General features: G+C 68.7%; 17 protein-coding genes and 1 riboswitch. Of the genes, 4 read left to right on the forward strand and 13 right to left on the reverse strand.

The features are described 5' to 3' along the window. The first annotated feature begins 49 nt into the window (after positions 1 to 49). Complete coding sequence (locus ACWD0Y_RS24840; protein ID WP_450262527.1) at positions 50 to 865, forward strand: PhzF family phenazine biosynthesis protein; 816 nt, start codon at positions 50 to 52, stop codon at positions 863 to 865. A 76-nt stretch (positions 866 to 941) separates the two neighbouring features. Here the strand turns inward: ACWD0Y_RS24840 and ACWD0Y_RS24845 are convergent, their stop codons facing one another. Together ACWD0Y_RS24845 and ACWD0Y_RS24850 are read right to left on the reverse strand one after the other, a co-directional pair. Beyond that, complete coding sequence (locus ACWD0Y_RS24845) at positions 942 to 1,742, reverse strand: CPBP family intramembrane glutamic endopeptidase (protein ID WP_450262539.1); 801 nt, start codon at positions 1,740 to 1,742, stop codon at positions 942 to 944. A 244-nt stretch (positions 1,743 to 1,986) separates the two neighbouring features. Continuing rightward, positions 1,987 to 3,495 (reverse strand): glutamate-cysteine ligase family protein, encoded by a 1,509-nt coding sequence (locus ACWD0Y_RS24850; protein ID WP_450262528.1) that lies wholly within the window; start codon positions 3,493 to 3,495, stop codon positions 1,987 to 1,989. 496 nt (positions 3,496 to 3,991) lie between these two features. Between ACWD0Y_RS24850 and ACWD0Y_RS24855 the strand changes: the two genes are divergently transcribed. Both ACWD0Y_RS24855 and ACWD0Y_RS24860 read left to right on the forward strand, forming a co-directional pair. Then, positions 3,992 to 4,594: a hypothetical protein gene (locus ACWD0Y_RS24855; protein WP_450262529.1), complete on the forward strand. Its 603-nt coding sequence runs from the start codon at positions 3,992 to 3,994 to the stop codon at positions 4,592 to 4,594. 330 nt (positions 4,595 to 4,924) lie between these two features. Beyond that, positions 4,925 to 5,122 carry a DUF5999 family protein gene (locus tag ACWD0Y_RS24860; protein WP_450262530.1) on the forward strand — a complete coding sequence of 66 codons (198 nt, stop codon included), beginning with the start codon at positions 4,925 to 4,927 and terminating at the stop codon, positions 5,120 to 5,122. 114 nt (positions 5,123 to 5,236) lie between these two features. On the opposite strand, the gene gcvP is transcribed toward ACWD0Y_RS24860, so the two are convergent. Next, positions 5,237 to 8,122 carry an aminomethyl-transferring glycine dehydrogenase gene (gcvP, locus tag ACWD0Y_RS24865; protein WP_450262531.1) on the reverse strand — a complete coding sequence of 962 codons (2,886 nt, stop codon included), beginning with the start codon at positions 8,120 to 8,122 and terminating at the stop codon, positions 5,237 to 5,239. A 235-nt stretch (positions 8,123 to 8,357) separates the two neighbouring features. Further along, positions 8,358 to 8,454: riboswitch (glycine riboswitch) on the reverse strand. A gap of 115 nt (positions 8,455 to 8,569) precedes the next feature. On the opposite strand from gcvP, the gene ACWD0Y_RS24870 reads away from it, so the two are divergent. After that, complete coding sequence (locus ACWD0Y_RS24870; RefSeq protein ID WP_450262532.1) at positions 8,570 to 8,935, forward strand: PRC-barrel domain-containing protein; 366 nt, start codon at positions 8,570 to 8,572, stop codon at positions 8,933 to 8,935. Here the strand turns inward: ACWD0Y_RS24870 and ACWD0Y_RS24875 are convergent. The 10 genes from ACWD0Y_RS24875 to ACWD0Y_RS24920 form a co-directional block, all read right to left on the reverse strand. Then, a complete protein-coding gene (locus ACWD0Y_RS24875) occupies positions 8,863 to 10,296 on the reverse strand; it encodes a DNA polymerase IV (RefSeq protein ID WP_450262533.1) in 1,434 nt (477 codons plus the stop codon). The two genes, ACWD0Y_RS24870 and ACWD0Y_RS24875, sit on opposite strands and share 73 nt — an antisense overlap. A gap of 68 nt (positions 10,297 to 10,364) precedes the next feature. Continuing rightward, positions 10,365 to 10,985 carry a MerR family transcriptional regulator gene (locus ACWD0Y_RS24880; RefSeq protein WP_093801955.1) on the reverse strand — a complete coding sequence of 207 codons (621 nt, stop codon included), beginning with the start codon at positions 10,983 to 10,985 and terminating at the stop codon, positions 10,365 to 10,367. A gap of 167 nt (positions 10,986 to 11,152) precedes the next feature. Continuing rightward, positions 11,153 to 11,626 carry a bifunctional nuclease family protein gene (locus tag ACWD0Y_RS24885; protein WP_006123076.1) on the reverse strand — a complete coding sequence of 158 codons (474 nt, stop codon included), beginning with the start codon at positions 11,624 to 11,626 and terminating at the stop codon, positions 11,153 to 11,155. A gap of 53 nt (positions 11,627 to 11,679) precedes the next feature. Continuing rightward, complete coding sequence (gene ftsR / locus ACWD0Y_RS24890; RefSeq protein ID WP_450262534.1) at positions 11,680 to 12,423, reverse strand: transcriptional regulator FtsR; 744 nt, start codon at positions 12,421 to 12,423, stop codon at positions 11,680 to 11,682. 17 nt (positions 12,424 to 12,440) lie between these two features. Next, entirely contained in the window at positions 12,441 to 13,397 is a 957-nt protein-coding gene (locus tag ACWD0Y_RS24895) for an FHA domain-containing protein (protein ID WP_450262540.1), read from the reverse strand. A gap of 82 nt (positions 13,398 to 13,479) precedes the next feature. Further along, the gene (locus ACWD0Y_RS24900; RefSeq protein ID WP_450262535.1) at positions 13,480 to 14,271 is read right to left on the reverse strand and encodes a DUF881 domain-containing protein; all 792 of its coding nucleotides are present in this window, start codon (positions 14,269 to 14,271) and stop codon (positions 13,480 to 13,482) included. A 5-nt stretch (positions 14,272 to 14,276) separates the two neighbouring features. Next, entirely contained in the window at positions 14,277 to 14,609 is a 333-nt protein-coding gene (locus tag ACWD0Y_RS24905; RefSeq protein WP_023543062.1) for a small basic family protein, read from the reverse strand. Further along, the gene (locus tag ACWD0Y_RS24910; RefSeq protein ID WP_450262536.1) at positions 14,606 to 15,526 is read right to left on the reverse strand and encodes a DUF881 domain-containing protein; all 921 of its coding nucleotides are present in this window, start codon (positions 15,524 to 15,526) and stop codon (positions 14,606 to 14,608) included. The genes ACWD0Y_RS24905 and ACWD0Y_RS24910 overlap by 4 nt, the downstream gene beginning before the upstream one ends. Positions 15,527 to 15,623: 97 nt before the next feature. Continuing rightward, a complete protein-coding gene (locus ACWD0Y_RS24915; protein ID WP_450262537.1) occupies positions 15,624 to 18,119 on the reverse strand; it encodes a sugar phosphate nucleotidyltransferase in 2,496 nt (831 codons plus the stop codon). A gap of 117 nt (positions 18,120 to 18,236) precedes the next feature. Further along, positions 18,237 to 18,845: a CDP-alcohol phosphatidyltransferase family protein gene (locus tag ACWD0Y_RS24920; protein ID WP_450262538.1), complete on the reverse strand. Its 609-nt coding sequence runs from the start codon at positions 18,843 to 18,845 to the stop codon at positions 18,237 to 18,239. Positions 18,846 to 19,040: the final 195 nt, after the last annotated feature.

Here is a 19,040-nt window from a genome sequence, read left to right on the forward strand (position 1 = left end):
CGAAATTGGACTTGGCCTGCGGCTTTGCCCCGCCGCTACGTTCATGGCCATGCGGATTCGAATCGTCGACGCCTTCACCGACCGTCCCTTCGCCGGAAATCCGGCCGGAGTCCTGCTGCTGGACTCCGGCGGCTTCCCCGACGACGCCTGGCTCCAGCGGGTGGCGGCCGAGGTGAACCATCCCGAGACCGCCTTCGCCCACCCGCTCCCCGCCGGCGGCGACGCCGACTGGGCGCTGCGCTGGTTCACCCCCGCCACCGAGGTGGACATGTGCGGCCACGCCACCCTGGCCACCGCCCACGTGCTGCACACCACGGGCACCGCGACCGGCACCGTCCGCTTCTCGGCACGCTGCGGCATGCTGGCCACCACCGTGCGGGAGAGCGGCGCCTACACCCTCGACTTCCCGACCGCGCCGCTCACCGAGGCACCCGTCCCCGACGGCGTGAGCAAGGCTCTGGGCGCCGGGATCCTCTCGGCCCACGACACCGGGCCGCACATCGGCGACCTGCTGGTCGAGCTGGCCGACGAGTCGGCCGTACGGGCACTCGCACCCGACTTCGCCGCCCTCGTGGCCCACTCCAGGCGCGGCATCATCGCCACGGCCGCCGCCGAAGACCCCTCCCGCGGCTACGACTTCGTCTCGCGCTGCTTCTTCCCCCGGGTCGGCATCGACGAGGACGCGGTGACCGGCAGCGCGCACACGGCCCTCGCCCCGTTCTGGTCAGCCCGCCTCGGCCGCGACGAGCTGACCGGCCTCCAGGCCTCCGCCCGCTCCGGCCTCGTCGCCACGTCACTGCGCGGCGACCGCACCCTGCTGACCGGCGGGGCCGTCACCGTCGTCGACGGCGAGCTGCTCGCCTGACAGCGCCGGCAGCCCGAAGGGGGCGTACCGGAACTCCCGTACGGAACGGAAATCCGGTGCGCCCCTCCTCACGTCCTCAAGCAGTCGGCAGCCATCCCACTCTGCCCGCCAGCAGCGCGTACCCGACGAAGGCCCCGACATCGAGCAGCGTGTGGGCCACGACCAGCGGCCCGACCCGTCCCCAGCGCCGGTACAGCAGCACGAAGACCGCGCCCATCACCATGTTGCCGATGAAGCCGCCGATCCCCTGGTACAGGTGGTACGAGCCGCGCAGCACCGAACTCGCCGCCAGAGCCGCCACCGGCGACCACCCCAGCTGATCGAGCCTGCGCAGCAGGTACCCGACGACGATGACTTCCTCCAGCACGGAGTTCTGCATCGCGGACAGGATCAGCACGGGAAACTTCCACCACACCGAGGGCAGCGATTCCGGCACCACCGTGAGGTTGAACCCCGACTCGGTGGCGGCCAGGTAGAAGGCGAGCCCCGCGCTGCCGATGCCCGCCGCGACCAGCACACCCCGCCCCAGGTCCGGCCACGGCCGCGTGCGGTCGAACCCGATCGCGCGCAGCCCCGCGCCCTCCCGCATCAGCAGGTACGCAACCAGCGCCACGGGCACCAGCGCCGACGTGATTCCGAACAGCTGCCAGGCGAGGTCCAGCCACGGCCGCCCCGGTGTGTACGACCCGTTGAGCTGCGCCGCCTGGTCCTTGAGCGCGCCCGGTTTCGTGAGCGCTCCGACAAAACTGATCAGGGACGACACCGCGCTCGCGCCCAGCGAGAGCGCGAGAACGACCAGAACCTCGGTACGGAGGATCCGCGGCGTCACCCCCTGCCCGGGATGAGAACCGGCCACCCGCCCCGCCTCTGCCTGCACACCAGCCTCCAGTTCGGCCATCCCGCCGCATCACCGGCTCCGCCCGCCAGGGCCTCGGACGCGGGCACGGAGACCGCGCGTGACAGGCCCTGGGACGTCACAGCTTGCCCGACGGCGCGGCGGCGGACGGCACCAGGTCCAGGACCCGGCCCCGTACCGCGGGCCCGGCGCGTCCCGGGCGGCGGCGACGGCCCACCCGGCACCCGGCCGGCGAGGAGGCGGGCCGGGGCGGCCGGGCGTCCTCTCAGGCCCGTCCGGGGAATCCCACCGGCCAGGTGTGCACCGGATCGCCCCGGTGCATCAGCTCGCTGTAGCGGCGGGTGGTGGCGGCCAGCGCGGCTTCGCGCTCCAGACCGGCCTCCAGGGCTCGGTGGTACGTGTCCACCTGCCAGGAGGCACCGTTCACGCGCCGCCTGCACCGCTGCTCGATGATGCCGAGGTAGTAGTCGCGGTCCGCGGGCTCGATGCCCCAGGCGTCGAGCCCGGCCGCGGCCAGCGGCAGCAGCTCCTCCCGTACGAGCCTGACGGCCGGCACCCGCGCGGTCCCGTTCGCCCGTCCCGGCTTCGGCCAGACGATCTCCGCGTCGATGCCGTGGCGGCAGGCCGCGTCGAAGTTCTCCTCCGCGGCCTCGAAGGGAAGCCGCTTCCACACCGGCCGCGCGTCCTCGGCGAGAGCCCGGACCAGCCCGTAGTAGAAGGCCGCGTTGGCGATCACATCGGTCACCGTCGGCCCCGCGGGCAGCACCCTGTTCTCGACCCGCAGATGCGGTACGCCGTCGACCAGCCCGTACACGGGCCGGTTCCAGCGGTAGACCGTTCCGTTGTGCAGCACCAGCTCCTGGAGCCGCGGCACCCCGCCGTCGTCGAGCACCAGGAGCGGGTCCTCGTCGTCGCATATCGGCAGGAGGGCCGGGAAGTAGCGCACGTTCTCCTCGAAGAGCTCGTACGCCGAATCCACCCACCGCTCGCCGAACCACGTCCTGGGCCGTACGCCCTGGGCCTTCAGCTCCGGCGGGCGGGTGTCGGTGGCCTGCTGGAAGAGAGGCGGCCGCGACTCGCGCCACAGCTCGCGCCCGAAGAGGAACGGCGAGTTGGCGCCCACGGCTATCTGCACCGCCGCGACCGCCTGGGCCGCGTTCCACACGTCCGCGAACCGGTTCGGCGTGACCTGGAGGTGCAACTGCACGGAGGTGCAGGCCGCTTCGGGCGTAATGGAGGCGAAGGTACAGGTCAAACGCTCCACGCCGGCGATATCGAGGGTGAAGTCCTCGCCCCGCGCGGCGACGATCTGATCATTGAGCAGCTGGTAGCGGTCGATGTCGGAGAGGTTCGCCGAAACCAGATCATGACGCCCGAGTGTCGGCAGAATTCCGATCATCACAATGCCCGCGGCGACCTCCCGCGCCTTTCTGTCGGCATACCCCAGGCTGGTGCGCAACTCCTCTGCCAGCTGATCGAAGACGTGGCCTCCCAGCCGGTGCGGAACAATATTCACTTCCAGATTGAACATTCCGAGTTCGGTCTGGAAATCACTGCTGGCGATCCGGTCGAGGACCTCCGCGTTCACCATCGCCGGCATCCCGTCGGCTCCGGCGAGATTGAGCTCGATCTCCAGCCCCATGAGGTTCCTGGGACGGTCGAAGCGCTTCTCCGCCAGCAGCCGCTCCAGCCCCTCCAGGCACTGCTGGAGTTTCCTCCGGTACCGCTGCCGGTCCGACAGATCGAACCCGCCTGCTACGACCTTCTCCCCCATCGAAGTACCCCTCCTCGAGTGGGCGGCTCACAGCATCGGGCATTCACGTCACGATCGATGATGCCCAGACATGCTGATCCGTAACGTCCCGCGGCTGCCGAGGACCGGGTACTCTCGGCGGAGAAGCCCAGCGGCACATTCACTCGGCATGCGGCAGAAAGCAGATACCAGCCCTCCGCTGCCGGTGAAAAAATCCGATGATTTCCGGCCTACCGCTTCCGCCGGAACTTTCCAGGCCACAGGCCTGCGCTCCCGCTGAATGGGTAGATTCTCCCCAGAAAAAGGTCTTGATACAGCCTTGCCTGCAATACCGAAGACCGCTAGCTGAAACACCATGTGAACACGTCTCGTATAAACTCCGCAGACGAGGCAGAGAGTTGGCGCCCCGGCCATCGCCCCACGGCCCCCCTCTGACCCCGCACCTGCATCACACGCAGACAGCGCCGTCCGCACTGCCCACGCATCACCGTGTCTCCCAAGTGAGAGGCGACCCACCATGCCGCTGCTTGTCCCCCCGGCTCCCGCGCCCGCCCTGCGCAGCGTCCTCGCGGCACTCGGTTCCCCCACCGCCGTCCGGGAGGCCCGTCCCGCGGCCCTCCGTACGGCCCAGGGACCCCTGAGCCCCGAGTTCCCTCTTCCCGTCCACGTCCTGGACGGGATCATTCCCTCCGGCATGCCGCTGCGCACCCGGCTGACCGGCTGGCGGTTCCTGATCCGCAGCGGCGACCGCACGGTGGCCGCCGCCGACAGCATGCTCACCCCCGACGGGTGGGCCTTCTCCCATTTCTGCGAGGGCCCGTACATCACCTCCAGCGAGCGCGCGCTGCGTCAGGCCGAGACGATGACGACGCGCTACCAGCCCCGCCTGCTGTCCGTGCCGGAGCTCTACATGCTCACCCTGTGGCTGCACGACGGCCCTGAAGCACACACCGACGCCTCCGACACGATGCCGCTGCCGGCGGACCTGCTCGTGCCCCTGGCGCCCGCCCCGCCCGGCATCGCCTCGCACCGCCCGCACCGGGTCGCCGACCTGCTGCCGCTGCTGACCCACCGGCTCACGCCGCCGTCGGACGCCCCGCTCCTCAGCCAGTCCGCCTGACGACAGCGCCACACACCAGCCCCCGCGAGCTCCTCGCGACACCTTCCACGTCCACTGTGCCCCGTGCCCGCCCCGGCACGGGGCACAGTGCTGGCCCATCCGGACTAGCCCGTACCGGCCACCCCGAACCACCCGAAGATACGCCCCGGTTGGGCTGAACCGCCCGCACGGGTGATGCGTCATTAATCAGTAAGGAGAGCTGCCGTGAAATCCCTGCGGATCGACGCCCGTAGGGCAACACTGGGACCGGACCGACTGATACGGGGGGCGGCCATGAGCACCGCATCGAGCCGCAGGACACTCACCACAACGCAGCGAAAGAACCCTTCCATGTGCCAGCACAAGCCAGCCTGCCCGACCGCCGAATCCGCCGATCGGGAAGCCGCCCGTCTCGTGGCACACCATCCGGAGCAGGGCTGGAGCCTGCTGTGCAACGGAGTTCTCGTCTTCGAGGACACCGGTGAGCTGCTGCCGGACGGCCAGATCATCGCCCCGCACCGCCCGCTGGACGTCGTCAGGGCCGCGTAGCCCGGCCCGTACGCCGGATCACGGCCGTACGGCGATACGACGAGGGGCCGGCCCGGAGGAATCTCCGAACCGGCCCCGGCGCTTGTTCGCGCCCCTGCGCCGTTACCGCGCCCGTCAGTTGTCGTACGCGTCCAGCGGCGGGCACGAGCAGACGAGGTTGCGGTCACCGAACGCGCCGTCGATCCGGCGCACCGGCGGCCAGTACTTGTCCGGGGCCGACACCCCGGCCGGGAAGACCGCCACCTCACGGCTGTACGCGTGCTCCCACTCGCCGCCCAGCGCGGCCGCCGTGTGCGGCGCGTTGCGCAGCGGGTTGTCGTCCGCGGGCCACTCGCCCGACGCGACCTTCTCGATCTCCGCGCGAATGGCGATCATCGTGTCGCAGAACCGGTCGATCTCCGCCAGGTCCTCGCTCTCGGTCGGCTCGATCATCAGCGTCCCCGCCACCGGGAACGACATGGTCGGCGCGTGGAAGCCGTAGTCGATGAGGCGCTTGGCGATGTCGTCCACACTGACGCCCGTCGCCTTCGACAGCGGCCGCAGGTCGACGATGGCCTCGTGCGCCACCAGCCCGTTGGGGCCGGTGTAGAGCACGGGGTAGTGCGGCTCCAGCCGCTTGGCGATGTAGTTCGCCGCGAGCACGGCGACCTGCGTGGCGCGCTTGAGCCCCTCGCCGCCCATCAGGCGGACGTACGCCCACGAGATCGGCAGGATGCCCGCCGAGCCCCACGGGGCGGCCGAGATGGGCCCCACGCCCGTCTCCGGGCCGGCCGTCGGCTGGAGCGGGTGGTTCGGCAGGTACGGCGCCAGGTGGGCCCGGACACCGACCGGACCGACGCCGGGGCCGCCGCCGCCGTGCGGGATGCAGAAGGTCTTGTGCAGGTTCAGGTGCGAGACGTCGCCGCCGAACTTGCCCGGCTTGGCGAGCCCGACCAGCGCGTTGAGGTTGGCGCCGTCGACGTAGACCTGACCGCCGGCCTCGTGCACCGTCGCGCAGATGTCGGCGACGTGCTCCTCGAACACCCCGTGCGTGGACGGGTAGGTGATCATCAGCACCGACAGCTCGTCGCGGTACTGCTCGATCTTGGCGTGCAGGTCCTCGACGTCGACCTCGCCGTCCTCACGGGTCTTGACGACGACGACCTTCATGCCGGCCATGACCGCGCTCGCCGCGTTGGTGCCGTGCGCGGACGACGGGATCAGGCAGACCGTGCGCTGGTCGTCGCCGTTGGCCCGGTGGTACGCCCGTACCGCCAGCAGGCCCGCGAGCTCGCCCTGCGAACCGGCGTTCGGCTGGATCGACACCGCGTCGTACCCGGTGACCTCGGCCAGCCGCTCCTCCAGCTCCCGGATGAGCGTCAGGTACCCCTGCGCCTGCTCGACCGGCGCGAAGGGGTGGACCGCCCCGAACTCGGGCCAGGTGACCGGCTCCATCTCGGTGGTCGCGTTCAGCTTCATCGTGCAGGAGCCGAGCGGGATCATGCCGCGGTCGAGCGCGTAGTCGCGGTCGGCGAGCTTGCGCAGGTAGCGCAGCATCGCGGTCTCGGAGCGGTGCTGGTGGAAGACGGGGTGCGTGAGGACCTCGTCGGTCCGCAGCAGACCCTCGGGCAGCGCGTCGGCCGCCTGCGCGTCGAGCGCCTCGATGTCGGCGTCGACCCCGAAGGCCGCCCAGACCGCGGCGATCTGCGCGCGGCCCGTCGTCTCGTCGCAGGCCATGGAGACGTGGTCGGCATCGGCCAGGTACAGGTTGACCCCGCCCTCACGGGCCGCGGCGACGACGTCGGCCGCCCTGCCCGGGACCCGCGCGGTCAGCGTGTCGAAGTACGAGCCGTGCACGACCTCGACCCCGCCGGCCCGCAGGCCCTCGGCGAGCAGCGTCGCGTAGCGGTGCGTGCGGCGCGCGATGCCGCGCAGCCCGTCGGGGCCGTGGTAGACGGCGTACATCCCGGCCATGACCGCGAGCAGCACCTGCGCGGTGCAGATGTTGCTGGTGGCCTTCTCCCGGCGGATGTGCTGCTCACGCGTCTGGAGCGCCAGCCGGTACGCCTTGTTGCCGTCGGCGTCTACGGAGACACCCACGAGCCGCCCCGGCAGGCTGCGCGCGAACTTCTCGCGTACGGCCATGAACCCGGCGTGCGGGCCGCCGAAGCCCATCGGGACGCCGAAGCGCTGGGTGGTGCCCACCGCGATGTCCGCGCCGAGCTCGCCGGGCGAGGTCAGCAGCGTCAGCGCCAGCAGGTCGGCGGCGACGGTGACGATCGCACCGAGCTCGTGCGCCTGCTCGATGACGGGCTTGATGTCCCGTACGGCGCCCGAGGCGCCCGGGTACTGAAGCAGCACACCGAAGACACCACGCTCGGCGGCCTCGGCCGGAATGCCTCCGGACAGATCAGCGACGACGACGTCGACCCCGGTCGGCTCCGCACGCGTCCGGATGACGGCCACGGTCTGCGGCAGCGTGTCCGAGTCGATCAGGAAGACGCCGTTCTTGACCTTGCCGACGCGGCGCGAGAGCGCCATGGCCTCGGCGGCCGCGGTGCCCTCGTCGAGCAGCGAGGCGCCCGAGGTCGGCAGACCGGTCAGGTCGGCGACCATCGTCTGGAAGTTGAGCAGCGCCTCCAGGCGGCCCTGCGAGATCTCCGGCTGGTAGGGCGTGTACGCCGTGTACCAGGCCGGGTTCTCCATGACGTTGCGCAGGATCACCGGCGGCGTGAAGGTGCCGTAGTAGCCGAGCCCGATCATCGGGGCGAGCACCTGGTTGCGGTCCGCGAGCGTACGCAGCTCGGCCAGGACCTCGGCCTCCGTGCGGGCGTCGGGCAGCCCGAGCGCCTCGGCGCTCTTGATGACGTCCGGCACCGCGGCCGCGGTCAGCTCGTCGAGCGAGCCGTAACCGACCTGGGCGAGCATCTTGGCCTGAGCTCCGGCATCGGGCCCGATGTGGCGCTGCTCGAAGGGGATGCCACGCTCAAGCTGTGAGAGCGGAATGCGGTTTGCGGTCATCTGCGGAAGGCCTCCTGGTCTGACGCGACCTGCGAGGGGCACCACGGCACGGGTACCCGGACGGCCTCCCCCTCTGTCATCTCAACCTGAGAGCTTCACCGGAAGACCGTACGGACGTCGCTGACGCCGAGGGTCGTTCCGGCTTTCACCGTCGGTGAGGAAGGGAGCCGCAACAGGTGCTGTGCTCTTCTCCAGCACATGCCCGTCCGACGCCCGCCCTGCTTTCCAGAGTGACCTCGTCCGTGCGGTACGGGGGCCTGAGAGATTCCGGGGAGGATTTGCTCCTTCGGCGTCCCCGGCATGTTCACCGGAGACTCTCCCGCACGGGGTCAGCAGCCATTTGCCAGCCTACCAGCGAGCCTCGTCGCGGATCCCTCGAGTGGCCGAGTCCACAGTTGTGCACTTTCGTAGGGTCTTACGGAGCAGCTGCGATCAGTTGGAGGGACCGTGCAGACCGACATCGATCCGCGCAGTCTGATCGGCCGCAAGGCGTTCGACCGCAACGGCAACAAGATCGGAACGGTGGACGAGGTGTACCTCGACGACGCCACGGGAGTGCCCGAATGGGCAGCCGTACGCACCGGCCTCTTCGGCCGCGACGCCTTCGTCCCCCTGGAACCCAGCACGGTCGTGAACGACTCCCTCCGCGTCCCCTACGACCGCGCGCTGATCAAGGACGCCCCGGACTTCGGCGTCGGCCGCCACCTCTCCCCCGAGCAGGAACTCCAGCTCTACCACCACTACGGGCTCGACGTCGCCTCCCCCGCCCCCGACCGGGACTTCGGCCGGCTGGCCGGAGACGACCCCGCCTGATCCCCGGCCGCCCTCACCAGCGGGAGCGGATCCGACGGCACCAGATCCGGATCGTCCACCTTGAAGGTCCGCACCCGCCCGGGCGCCGACGTCGGCTCCTCGAACCGCACGGTGACCCTCCCGACCCCGCTGCCCTGCACCCATCCCGCTCCGTACACGGCGTGCCGCACGTCCTGCCCGGCCAGCCACCGGCGCTCCGGCGGCGCCTCGGGCACCGGCGCCCCGCCGCCGCCCGGATCCGCCTCCACGGCTTCTTCCGCCGACTGCGACTCCGCCTGCGCCCGCTCACCGGCCGCCTGGGCGAAAAGGTCCTCCTGCGTGAAGTCGGCGAGCCCGGTGACCCCCACCCCGAGCAGCCGCACCCCGCCCGTGGTGTCCACGGACTCCAGCAGCCGCCCTGCGGCCTCCCGCACCACCGCCGGGTCGTCCGTCGGCCCACGCAGCGTCTCGGAACGCGTCAGCGTCGAGAAGTCGTACCTCCGCACCTTGAGGACCACCGTCCTGCCCGACCGCCCGGCCGTCCGCAACCGCTGCACACACCGGTCGGACAGCCGGACCACTTCGGTCCTGATCCTGACCCGGTCATGCAGGTCCACCTCGAAGGTGTCCTCGACCGACACCGATTTCGCGTCCCGCTCGGCCACCACGGGCCGGTCGTCGTGCCCGACGGCCATCCGGTACAGCGAGACCCCGTGCGCCTTCCCCAGCAGCCGTACGAGCTCGTCCTCGCCCGCTTCCACCAGGTCGACGACGGCCGTCATCCCCGCCCGCCGAAGGTGCTCCCCGGTCGCAGGCCCGACCCCCGGCAGTGTCCGTACGGGCATCGGCCCCAGCAGCTCGCGCTCGGTGCCCGGCTCTATGAGCGTCAGCCCGTCCGGCTTGGCCTGCTCCGACGCGATCTTCGCGAGCATCTTGGAGCCCGCGAGCCCCACTGACCCCGTGAGCCCCGTGACCGCCCGGATGTCCGTCCGCAGCCGCTCTCCGGCCCTGCGGGCGGAGGCCGAGTCGTCGGCCACCCCGCCCGCCTCCAGGTCGACGAAGGCCTCGTCGAGGCTCAGCGGCTCCACCAGCGGGGAGAGCCGGCCGAGGAGTTCCATGACCTGTTCGCTCACGGCACGGTAGAGGGAGAAGCGCGGCATCAGATAGGCGGCGTTCGGGCACAGCCGGCGTGCCTGGGCCACCGGCATCGCGGAGTGCACCCCGAAGCGCCTGGCTTCGTACGAGGCAGTGGCGACGACCCCGCGGGTTCCGATACCGCCGACCACCACGGGCTTTCCGCGCAGACTCGGCTTCGCCGCCTGCTCTGCGGCGGCGTAGAAGGCATCCATGTCGAGATGCAGGATGGTGGGCGCGGATCTCACACCACCGATGCTGCCGTACGGCACTGACAATCGGCGGCCGGCAGCACGGCAGGAGGCCGGACCGCCCGTCAGACCGCCTTGTTGCGGCGCCGGGCGAGCTCGTCGGTGGGGTTGTGGCCCACCAGCGTCTCGCCCGTGTCGACGCGCTCGCCGTGCAGCTGGGACAGCGCGCTCTCCACGTCCCGCCAGACCACGCCCACGGCGATCCCGAACACGCCCTGCCCGCCCTGGAGAAGTTCGACGACCTCGTCGGGCGACGAGCACTCGTACACCGTCGCACCGTCACTCATGAGCGTCATCCGCTCGAGGTCCTGGAACCCGCGGGCCCGCAGGTGCTGGACGGCGGCGCGGATGTTCTGCAGTGCGACACCGGTGTCCAGGAACCGCTTGACGATCTTGAGGACGACGACGTCGCGAAAGCTGTAGAGACGCTGCGTACCCGACCCGTAAGCGGGCCGCACGCTCGGCTCGACCAGCCCCGTGCGTGCCCAGTAGTCAAGCTGCCGGTACGTGATACCAGCCGCCGCGCACGCGGTCGGCCCCCGGTACCCGATGCTCTCCGTGCTGTCGGCCGCCGCTGTCCCGCCCATGGCCGACGTCACGCTCTGCCGCCCCGCCAGAGGGCCGACCGCACTGCCGTGAAGCGGATACGGCCCGCCCGCCACCGTACCGTCGCCGCTGCTTCTCACGCCGACCTCCGTCCTTGACCTGCCCTGTCGACGGTAGGCAGTCACCCGGGGTGCGTCAACGATCGCCACACTCGGCACGCCGAGTGATAATCACCCTGAGAGTGGTTTCCCGTGCCCCACTCCGGGGAAAGGCTACTCGAATGCGCGGACGGCCCCTGGTGCACGGCTCACTGGCTGTTGGTCCCGAAGTCCTCAGGAGAGATCTGGTCGAGGAACTCACGGAACTTCTCCACCTCGTCCTCCTGCTCGTCGGGAATCGCGATACCGGCGTCGTCCAGCACGCCGTCGCTGCCGTAGATCGGCGTTCCGGTGCGCAGTGCCAGCGCTATGGCGTCCGAAGGCCTCGCACTGACCTCGACTCCACTGGCAAAGACCAGTTCAGCGTAGAAGACCCCTTCCCGCAGGTCGGTGATGCGGACTTCGGTGAGCTCCTGGCCGACCGCTTCGAGTACATCCTTGAAGAGATCATGGGTCAGCGGCCTGGCAGGGGCCATCCCCTGCTGGGCAAAGGCGATCGCGGTCGCCTCCCCCGGCCCGATCCAGATGGGGAGGTACCGATCGCCTCCCACTTCACGCAGGAGCACGATCGGTTGGTTCGAGGGCATTTCCACCCGGACACCTACGACGTCGAGCTCGTTCACACAGCAACCCTAGGACGTGCCTGGCAGGTTTGGGTAGTCGGGCTCCCCCATGCTCAGTGCAGCCGTACGCCGAGAGCCGTCTGGATGAGGGCCGAATGGAGCCGGACGGACAGCTCCGCGAGCTCCTTGGTCGTGGCCTCCGCATGCGCTCTGGTCTGCGGATTCCGGTGCCGGCGCAGCGGAGCGACGACCTGCTCGACCAGGCCGGCCTCCCGGTCCGCCGCCGCTTTCACCGCTCGCAGATGCCGCGGCTCCAGGCCGAAACGTCCCAGGTCGGCGACGAGCTTGGCCACCGTGACGGCATCGGCGTCGTACCCGCCACCCGGCAGGGACGAGATCAGGCCGTACGACTCCCACTCCTCGAGCTCCTTCTCGCCGACCTCGGCGGCGGCCAGGAACTCCGCGCGGCCGATCCGCACTGTGGCCGGGCGGTCGGCCTCGACCTCCGGCGAGCCGTCGTGCACGTCACGCGGCCCGCCGGCAGACGGAAGCTGCACCTGCTCACCGCGCTCCAGCGCTTCGAGATGCTCGCGGATGACCTTGAGCGGAAGATAGTAGTCGCGCTGCATACGCAGCACCTGGGCCAGCCGCTCGATGTCGTCCGGGCTGAATTTGCGGTATCCGGAGGGTGTCCGCTGCGGTTCGACAAGTCCCTCGGTCTCCAGAAAACGAATCTTGGAGATGGTGACCTCGGGAAACTCGTCGCGCAACAGGTTCAGCACGGTGCCGATACTCACCAGCCGACCGCCTGCGGTGGCGGTGCCGTCTCCGGCACCGCCCGTCAGTGTTCGCAGCATGGACCTTCCCGTACGGGTCAGATGGCCCGCTGGCTCGCGTAGAAGACCAGCCGGTACTTACCGATCTGCACCTCGTCGCCGTTCGACAGCGGAACCGAGTCGATCCGCTCCCGATTGACGTAGGTGCCGTTGAGACTGCCGACATCCGAGACGGTGAATCCGCCGTCAGCACCCCGACGGAATTCCACATGACGCCGTGAGACGGTCACGTCGTCGAGGAAGATGTCGCTCTGCGGGTGCCTGCCGGCCGTGGTCAGCTCACCGTCCAGGAGGAAGCGGCTGCCCGAATTCGGACCGCGTCGCACCACCAGCAGCGCCGCACCCAGCGGAAGGGCGTCGACGGCCGCCTGGGCCTCGGGCGAGAGCGAGGGAAGAGCAGTTTGCCCCGTCACTTCCGCCTCGTACGCCTCGAGCCCTGAAATGGAGATTGTCGACGTCGTCTCCGAGGGACGCTCGGCGGCGACTCCGGGCCGCAGCGGCGCTCCGCAGTTGGAACAGAAACGACTGGCCTCGGCATTGCGATGCCCGCACCTCGTACAAACCGGCAAGGCCGACATGGACGGACCCTCCTGCCGCGGCTGCCCCTCACGGGCATGGGATGCGTACGGATCGGAGGCAAACTCTCCACCCGTACTTGAGGCTGACGATTCCCCGAAACCTATGCGGCCAGGACCGGTGGGGTCAACAGCCGACGCGCCCCGACCGCCCGAAATGTCACCACCTGGACCAGTGACCTCGTCCCGGAAGAGCGGGCGCTCACCGCCCTGCTCCTCAGCTTCTCCACCACGCGGAGCACGGTGGCGGGCGGTGCTGTTCGCACTGTCCTCGCGTGCACTCTTGCCGAACAACTTCGCAAACAACTTCACGGGCGATTCCCCTTGACTGAAACAGACCCGCCCGTGGGGCAGGACGAACCCTGAATGAACACACCTGCCGAACCGGACATCTTCACAACGTCCGTATCCACCAAACAGTTTCCACCACGCACCATGCCTTCGGTGCGCCGACCCCCCGCAACCTCATGCCCTTGTCCCGGTACTCCCATTCGCCCCCGCCTCACTGCGGTGACGACCGAGCGTAGTCAGGCCGCTTCGCCGGTCGCAAGGCATCCACGACGATCTTCTCCGAGCGGGCGACAGTAGCGATGGCCTGCTCCTTCTCCAGCGTCTGCACCACACCGCCGGGGATGTTGAGCGCGGGCTCCAGGTCCTGCGGCTTGCCGATCACCTCGAAGCGGTACGGCGCGCCGACCTTCTGTCCGTCCACCTGGATGCCGCCGTCGCTGTCGGAGAAGTACGTGTCCGCGACCACCCTGACGTCATTGATCTGGATCGCTTCCGCGCCTGCCGCCCGCAGTTCCTGGATCGCGTCCAGCAGCATGTCGGCCTCGACCGTGGAGTGCGGGTCCGTGATCGTCAGCGTGATCCCGGGCCCCTGCGCCGCCACCGTACCGGCCAGCACACCGAGCTGACGTTCCTTCTCCAGCGTCTGCTTACGGGCCTCTTCCGCCTGGTCCGAGCTGTTCTCCAGCTCTGTCTTCTGGTCGTCGAGCTTCTGCTTCTCGTCCTCGAGCCGTTGCGTACGATCGTCCAGTTCGTCCAGGATGCGCACCAGATCCTCCTGGCGCGCTCCCCGCAGCGCGCTGTCGTCGCTGTTCGACCTGACCTGGATCGCGAGCCCGAGCCCGAGCACGAACAGCAGCAGCGCGACGACGAGTTGCGCCCGCGTGACGCGCGGAGGCCACAGACCCGCGATCAATCGCTGACGCCCTGTCGAGGGCCGCTGCGCCACCGGCTCCTGAGCCCGCACTTCTTCTTCGCCCTGCTGGGGGCTGTCTTCCGTACTCATCTGCCTCACGCCCGGAACACGTGACGGCGAATCGCCGCCGCGTTGGAGAAGATCCGGATGCCGAACACCACAACCACACCCGTGGACAGCTGCGCGCCGACGCCCAACTTGTCACCCAGGAACACGATCAACGCCGCCACCACGACGTTCGACAGGAAGGACACCACGAAGACCTTGTCGACGAAAATTCCGTCAAGCATGGCCCGCAGACCACCGAAGACCGCGTCGAGGGCCGCGACGACGGCGATCGGCAGGTACGGCTCGACGACCGCCGGCACCTCGGGCCGGACCAACAGTCCGACCACGACTCCCACGACGAGGCCCAGTACGGCGATCACGATGTGCCCTTCCCTGTGTTGGCCACGCCTTTCCCGGCGCCCCCGGCCAGCGGCTCTGCTGTACGTATGATCAGGCTCGGCGCGGCAGGAAGCCGGACCTCGTCCTGAGCGGAAATGCTTGTCCTGATGCCGTAGTTCTCCTGCAGCACATGCAGGTACTGACCATCGGCACTGTTTTGGAAATCGGTACTCAACCGCCGTCCGTCCCCCACCGCCAGTACCGTGTACGGAGGCACCAGCGGTCTGTTGTCGACCAGTATGGCGTCGCCGGCGGCACGGATCGCCGACAGGGAGGTCAGTCGCTGCCCGTTGATGGCCACAGCCTCGGCGCCCGAGGACCACAGACCATTGACGACCCTCTGCATGTCCCGGTCCCGCAATCGACCCGTATCGGAGAAGCTCGTGCTCTCCCGCGGACCGCCGCCGCCCTGGTCGGTGTCCTTGGCATCGTCCACGACGAGCTTCACCCCCGGCCCTTGCAGAGCCGTCGCTCCGGACAGCAGAGTGACCGGCCCGCCTTGGTCACCACCGTGTTCCTGAAGCGCCTTCCGCTGCCGTTCCCCCACATCGGCCCGGAGCTTTTCGACGTTCTGCTCCAGCTCGTCGGCCGCGGAGGTCTCCGCCTCGACACGGTCGATGAGCTCTTCACGTTCCTTCGCGACGACCGGTGCCGCGATCCGCGCCTGTGCGGCACCAACGGTGACGACCAGGGCGGCCAGCACAAGGCCAGCGGCCAGCCCGAGCTTCGCGCGCAGCGTGCGTGGCATCCCCGCGCTGCCGTCGGCCTTCCTGCGGGCCGCCGCCTCCGCGTACCCGTCGTCGAGGCTGTGGTCCATCACATTCGTCAGCAGTGACATGGACGCGTCGGGGCGCCGAGGTGGAGGAGAACTGCTCCGATCAGGGGACTGCTGCGACATGCCGCACATCGTCGCACGTCGGAGCTGTTACCGCCGAATGGCCCCACCGATGTGCCGGACGGAGTGTGACAACACCGTCCGGCACACCGGTCACACCTCAGTGACCTGCGCTGTCCACGACTGCGGCCCACTCGTCGAGCAACGCCTGGGCCGAATCGTCATCAGGCCCCTCGGCCCACAAATGAGTGACAGCCTCCGCCGGATCGGGCAGCACCATCACCCATCGGCCGTCCGCCTCGACCACACGTACACCGTCGGTCGTGTCCACGAACCGCTCTCCCGCGGCCTCGACCACACGGCGCATGACGAGGCCCTTCACCGCCCATGGTGTGGCCAGATCCCGTCGCAGCACATGGGCTCGCGGTATCCGCGCGTCGATCTGGCTCAGCGTGAGCTGGGTTCGGGCCACCAGCCCGATCAGCCGCACGAAGGCGGCGGAGCCGTCGAAGACGCTGCTGAACTCGGGAACGATGAAGCCACCGCGCCCGTCGCCACCGAAGATGGTGGACTCTTCACGGCCCACTCGTGTCAGGTCGTCCGGCGACGTGGTCGTCCAGTCCACCTGCGTTCCGTGATACGCCGCGACCTGCTCAGCGATCCTCGTGGTGGTCACGGGCAGCGCGACCCGCCCACTGCGCCGTTCAGCTGCGACCAGATCGAGCATCACCAGAAGCGCCCGGTCGTCCTCGATGATCCGTCCGCGCTCGTCGACGAGCGACAAGCGCTCACCCACCGGGTCGAACCGCACTCCGAAGGCGGCCCGCGCCGAAGCGACGATCTCACCGAGCCGCACAAGGCCGGAACGGCGAGAGTCCGCTGTCTCCGTCGGCCTGGATTCGTCGAGTCCAGGATTGATGGTCAGCGCGTCGACCCCGAGCCGTCCCAGCAGGCTCGGCAGCACAAGACCGGCACTTCCGTTGGAAGCGTCGACGACGACCTTGAGCCCCGATTCGGCGATACCCGTGACATCCAGGTTCCGCAACAACGACCCGGTATAGGAGTCGAAGACACTGGCCGGGAAGTGCAGGTCGCCGATCTCACCGGGAAAGGCCCGCCGGTACTCCTGCCGGGCAAACACCCGGTCGAGCTTGCGCTGTCCGGCCTGCGACAGGTCCGCGCCACGCTCGTCGAAGAACATGATGTCGACGGAGTCCGGCACACCCGGAGTCGTACGGATCATGATTCCGCCGGCGCTGCCACGCGCCGTCTGCTGACGCGCCACCGGCAGCGGCACATTCTCCAGATCGCGTACGTCGATGGCGCTCGCCTGAAGCGCCGAGATCACCGCCCGCTTCAGCGCACGCGCACCACGTGAATGGTCACGCGCGGTGGTGACCGTCGCCCCCTTCTTGAGCGTGGTGGCATAGGCACCCGCGAGGCGCACCGCCAGCTCGGGGGTGATCTCCACGTTCAGAATGCCGGAGACACCACGCGCTCCGAAGAGATGCGCCTGCCCTCGCGACTCCCAGATCACCGAGGTATTGACGAAGGCGCCGGCCTCGATGGTCTTGAACGGATAGACCCGCACATTGCCCTGAACAATCGATTCCTCACCGACGAGGCACTCGTCCCCGATGACGGCGCCGTCCTCGATCCGCGCGGCCCGCATGATGTCGGTGTTCTTTCCGATCACACAGCCGCGCAGGTTGCTGTGCTGACCGATGTAGACGTTGTCGTGCACGACGGCCCGATGGAGGAACGCCCCGCTCTTGACGACGACATTGGACCCTACGACCGTGTGCTCCCGGAGCTCCACGCCGGCCTCGACCTTGGCGTAGTCACCGATGTAGAGCGGCCCCCGCAGCACCGCGTCCGGGTGCACTTCGGCACCCTCCGCCACCCAGACTCCGGGAGAGATCTCGAAACCGTCGAGATCCACATCGACCTTGCCCTCCAGGACGTCGGCCTGAGCCTTGACGTAGCTCTCGTGCGTGCCCACGTCCTCCCAGTAGCCCTCGGCGACGTAGCCGTAGATCGGCTTGCCTTCCTTCATCAGCTGAGGGAAGACGTCACCCGACCAGTCGACAGAGACATCGGCCTCGACATAGTCGAACACCTCGGGCTCCATGACATAAATGCCCGTATTCACGGTGTCCGAGAAGACCTGCCCCCACGTGGGCTTCTCCAGGAACCGTTCGACCTTCCCTTCCTCGTCCACGATCGTGATGCCGAACTCCAGAGGGTTCGGCACCCGGGTCAGGCACACCGTGACCAGTGCGCCCTTCTCCTTGTGGAATCTGATCAGGTCGGTGAGGTCGAAGTCCGTGAGGGCATCACCCGAAATGACAAGGAATGCATCGTCCTTCAATGCTTCCTCGGCATTCTTCACACTGCCGGCAGTGCCGAGTGGCTTCTCCTCATTGGCATAGGTGAGCTCCATCCCAAGCTCTTCGCCGTCACCGAAGTAGTTCTTGACGAGCGAAGCCAGGAACTGCACGGTCACGACGGTCTCATTGAGCCCATGCCGCTTGAGCAGCCGTAGCACGTGCTCCATGATCGGCCGATTGGCGACCGGCAGGAGCGGCTTGGGCATGCTCGAGGTCATGGGGCGAAGGCGAGTGCCCTCGCCACCAGCCATCACGACGGCCTTCATGTCGGAAAATTCCTCCTCGAAGAGACGACGGTCTAACCGACTTCGCCCAGCCGGGGCTGCCCTAGAGGCATCATGCACAGACAATCAGGCACTTGGGCTGCGCCGTAATCGGCAGGCTCAATCGGCCGCGGTCTCCGCCTTCACCAGTCGGCGGACCTGAACCACGTAGAGGATTCCTGCCCACCAATACAGAGTTGTACCCCATCCGGCGAACGCCCATCCGAAAATAGCAGCCAGTGACGGCAGCCACCCGTTTCCGTCACTGAGAAGCAGCAACGGGAACGCATACATGAGGTTGAAGGTGGCGGCCTTCCCCAGGAAGTTGACCTGTGGCGGCGGATAGCCGTGCTTGCGAAGGATGCCCACCATCACCAGAAGCATCAGCTCACGGGCCAATAGGGCGGCGGTGAGCCACAGTGGCAGGATTTCGCGCCACGTGAGACCGAGCAGGGTGGAAAGGATGTACAGCCGGTCGGCAGCCGGGTCGAGCAGTCGTCCGAGCTTACTGATCTGATTCCAGCGGCGGGCGAGCTTCCCGTCGAGATAGTCGCTGATACCGCTGAGCATCAACACCAGCAATGCCCAGCCGTCACTCTTGGGCCCACCGAACACGGGCAGGAGGATCAGCCACAGAAACAATGGCACGCCGACGAGGCGAGCCATGCTGAGGATGTTCGGGATGGTGAGCACCCGGTCCGTCTGAACGCGGGTCTCCTGGACCTCCACCCGGGGGCCTCCTGTGGAAACGTGCCAATGATGCCCCCTGACCTTACCCGCACTCACAGCCGGCAGATGCGGAGGGGTACAGACGGCCCCGGAACGCAGGAAAGCCCCGCACCAGGAGGTGCGGGGCTTTCCCACAATAATTGTTCGGCGGTGTCCTACTCTCCCACAGGGTCCCCCCTGCAGTACCATCGGCGC

The organism is Streptomyces altiplanensis (genome assembly GCF_053591575.1).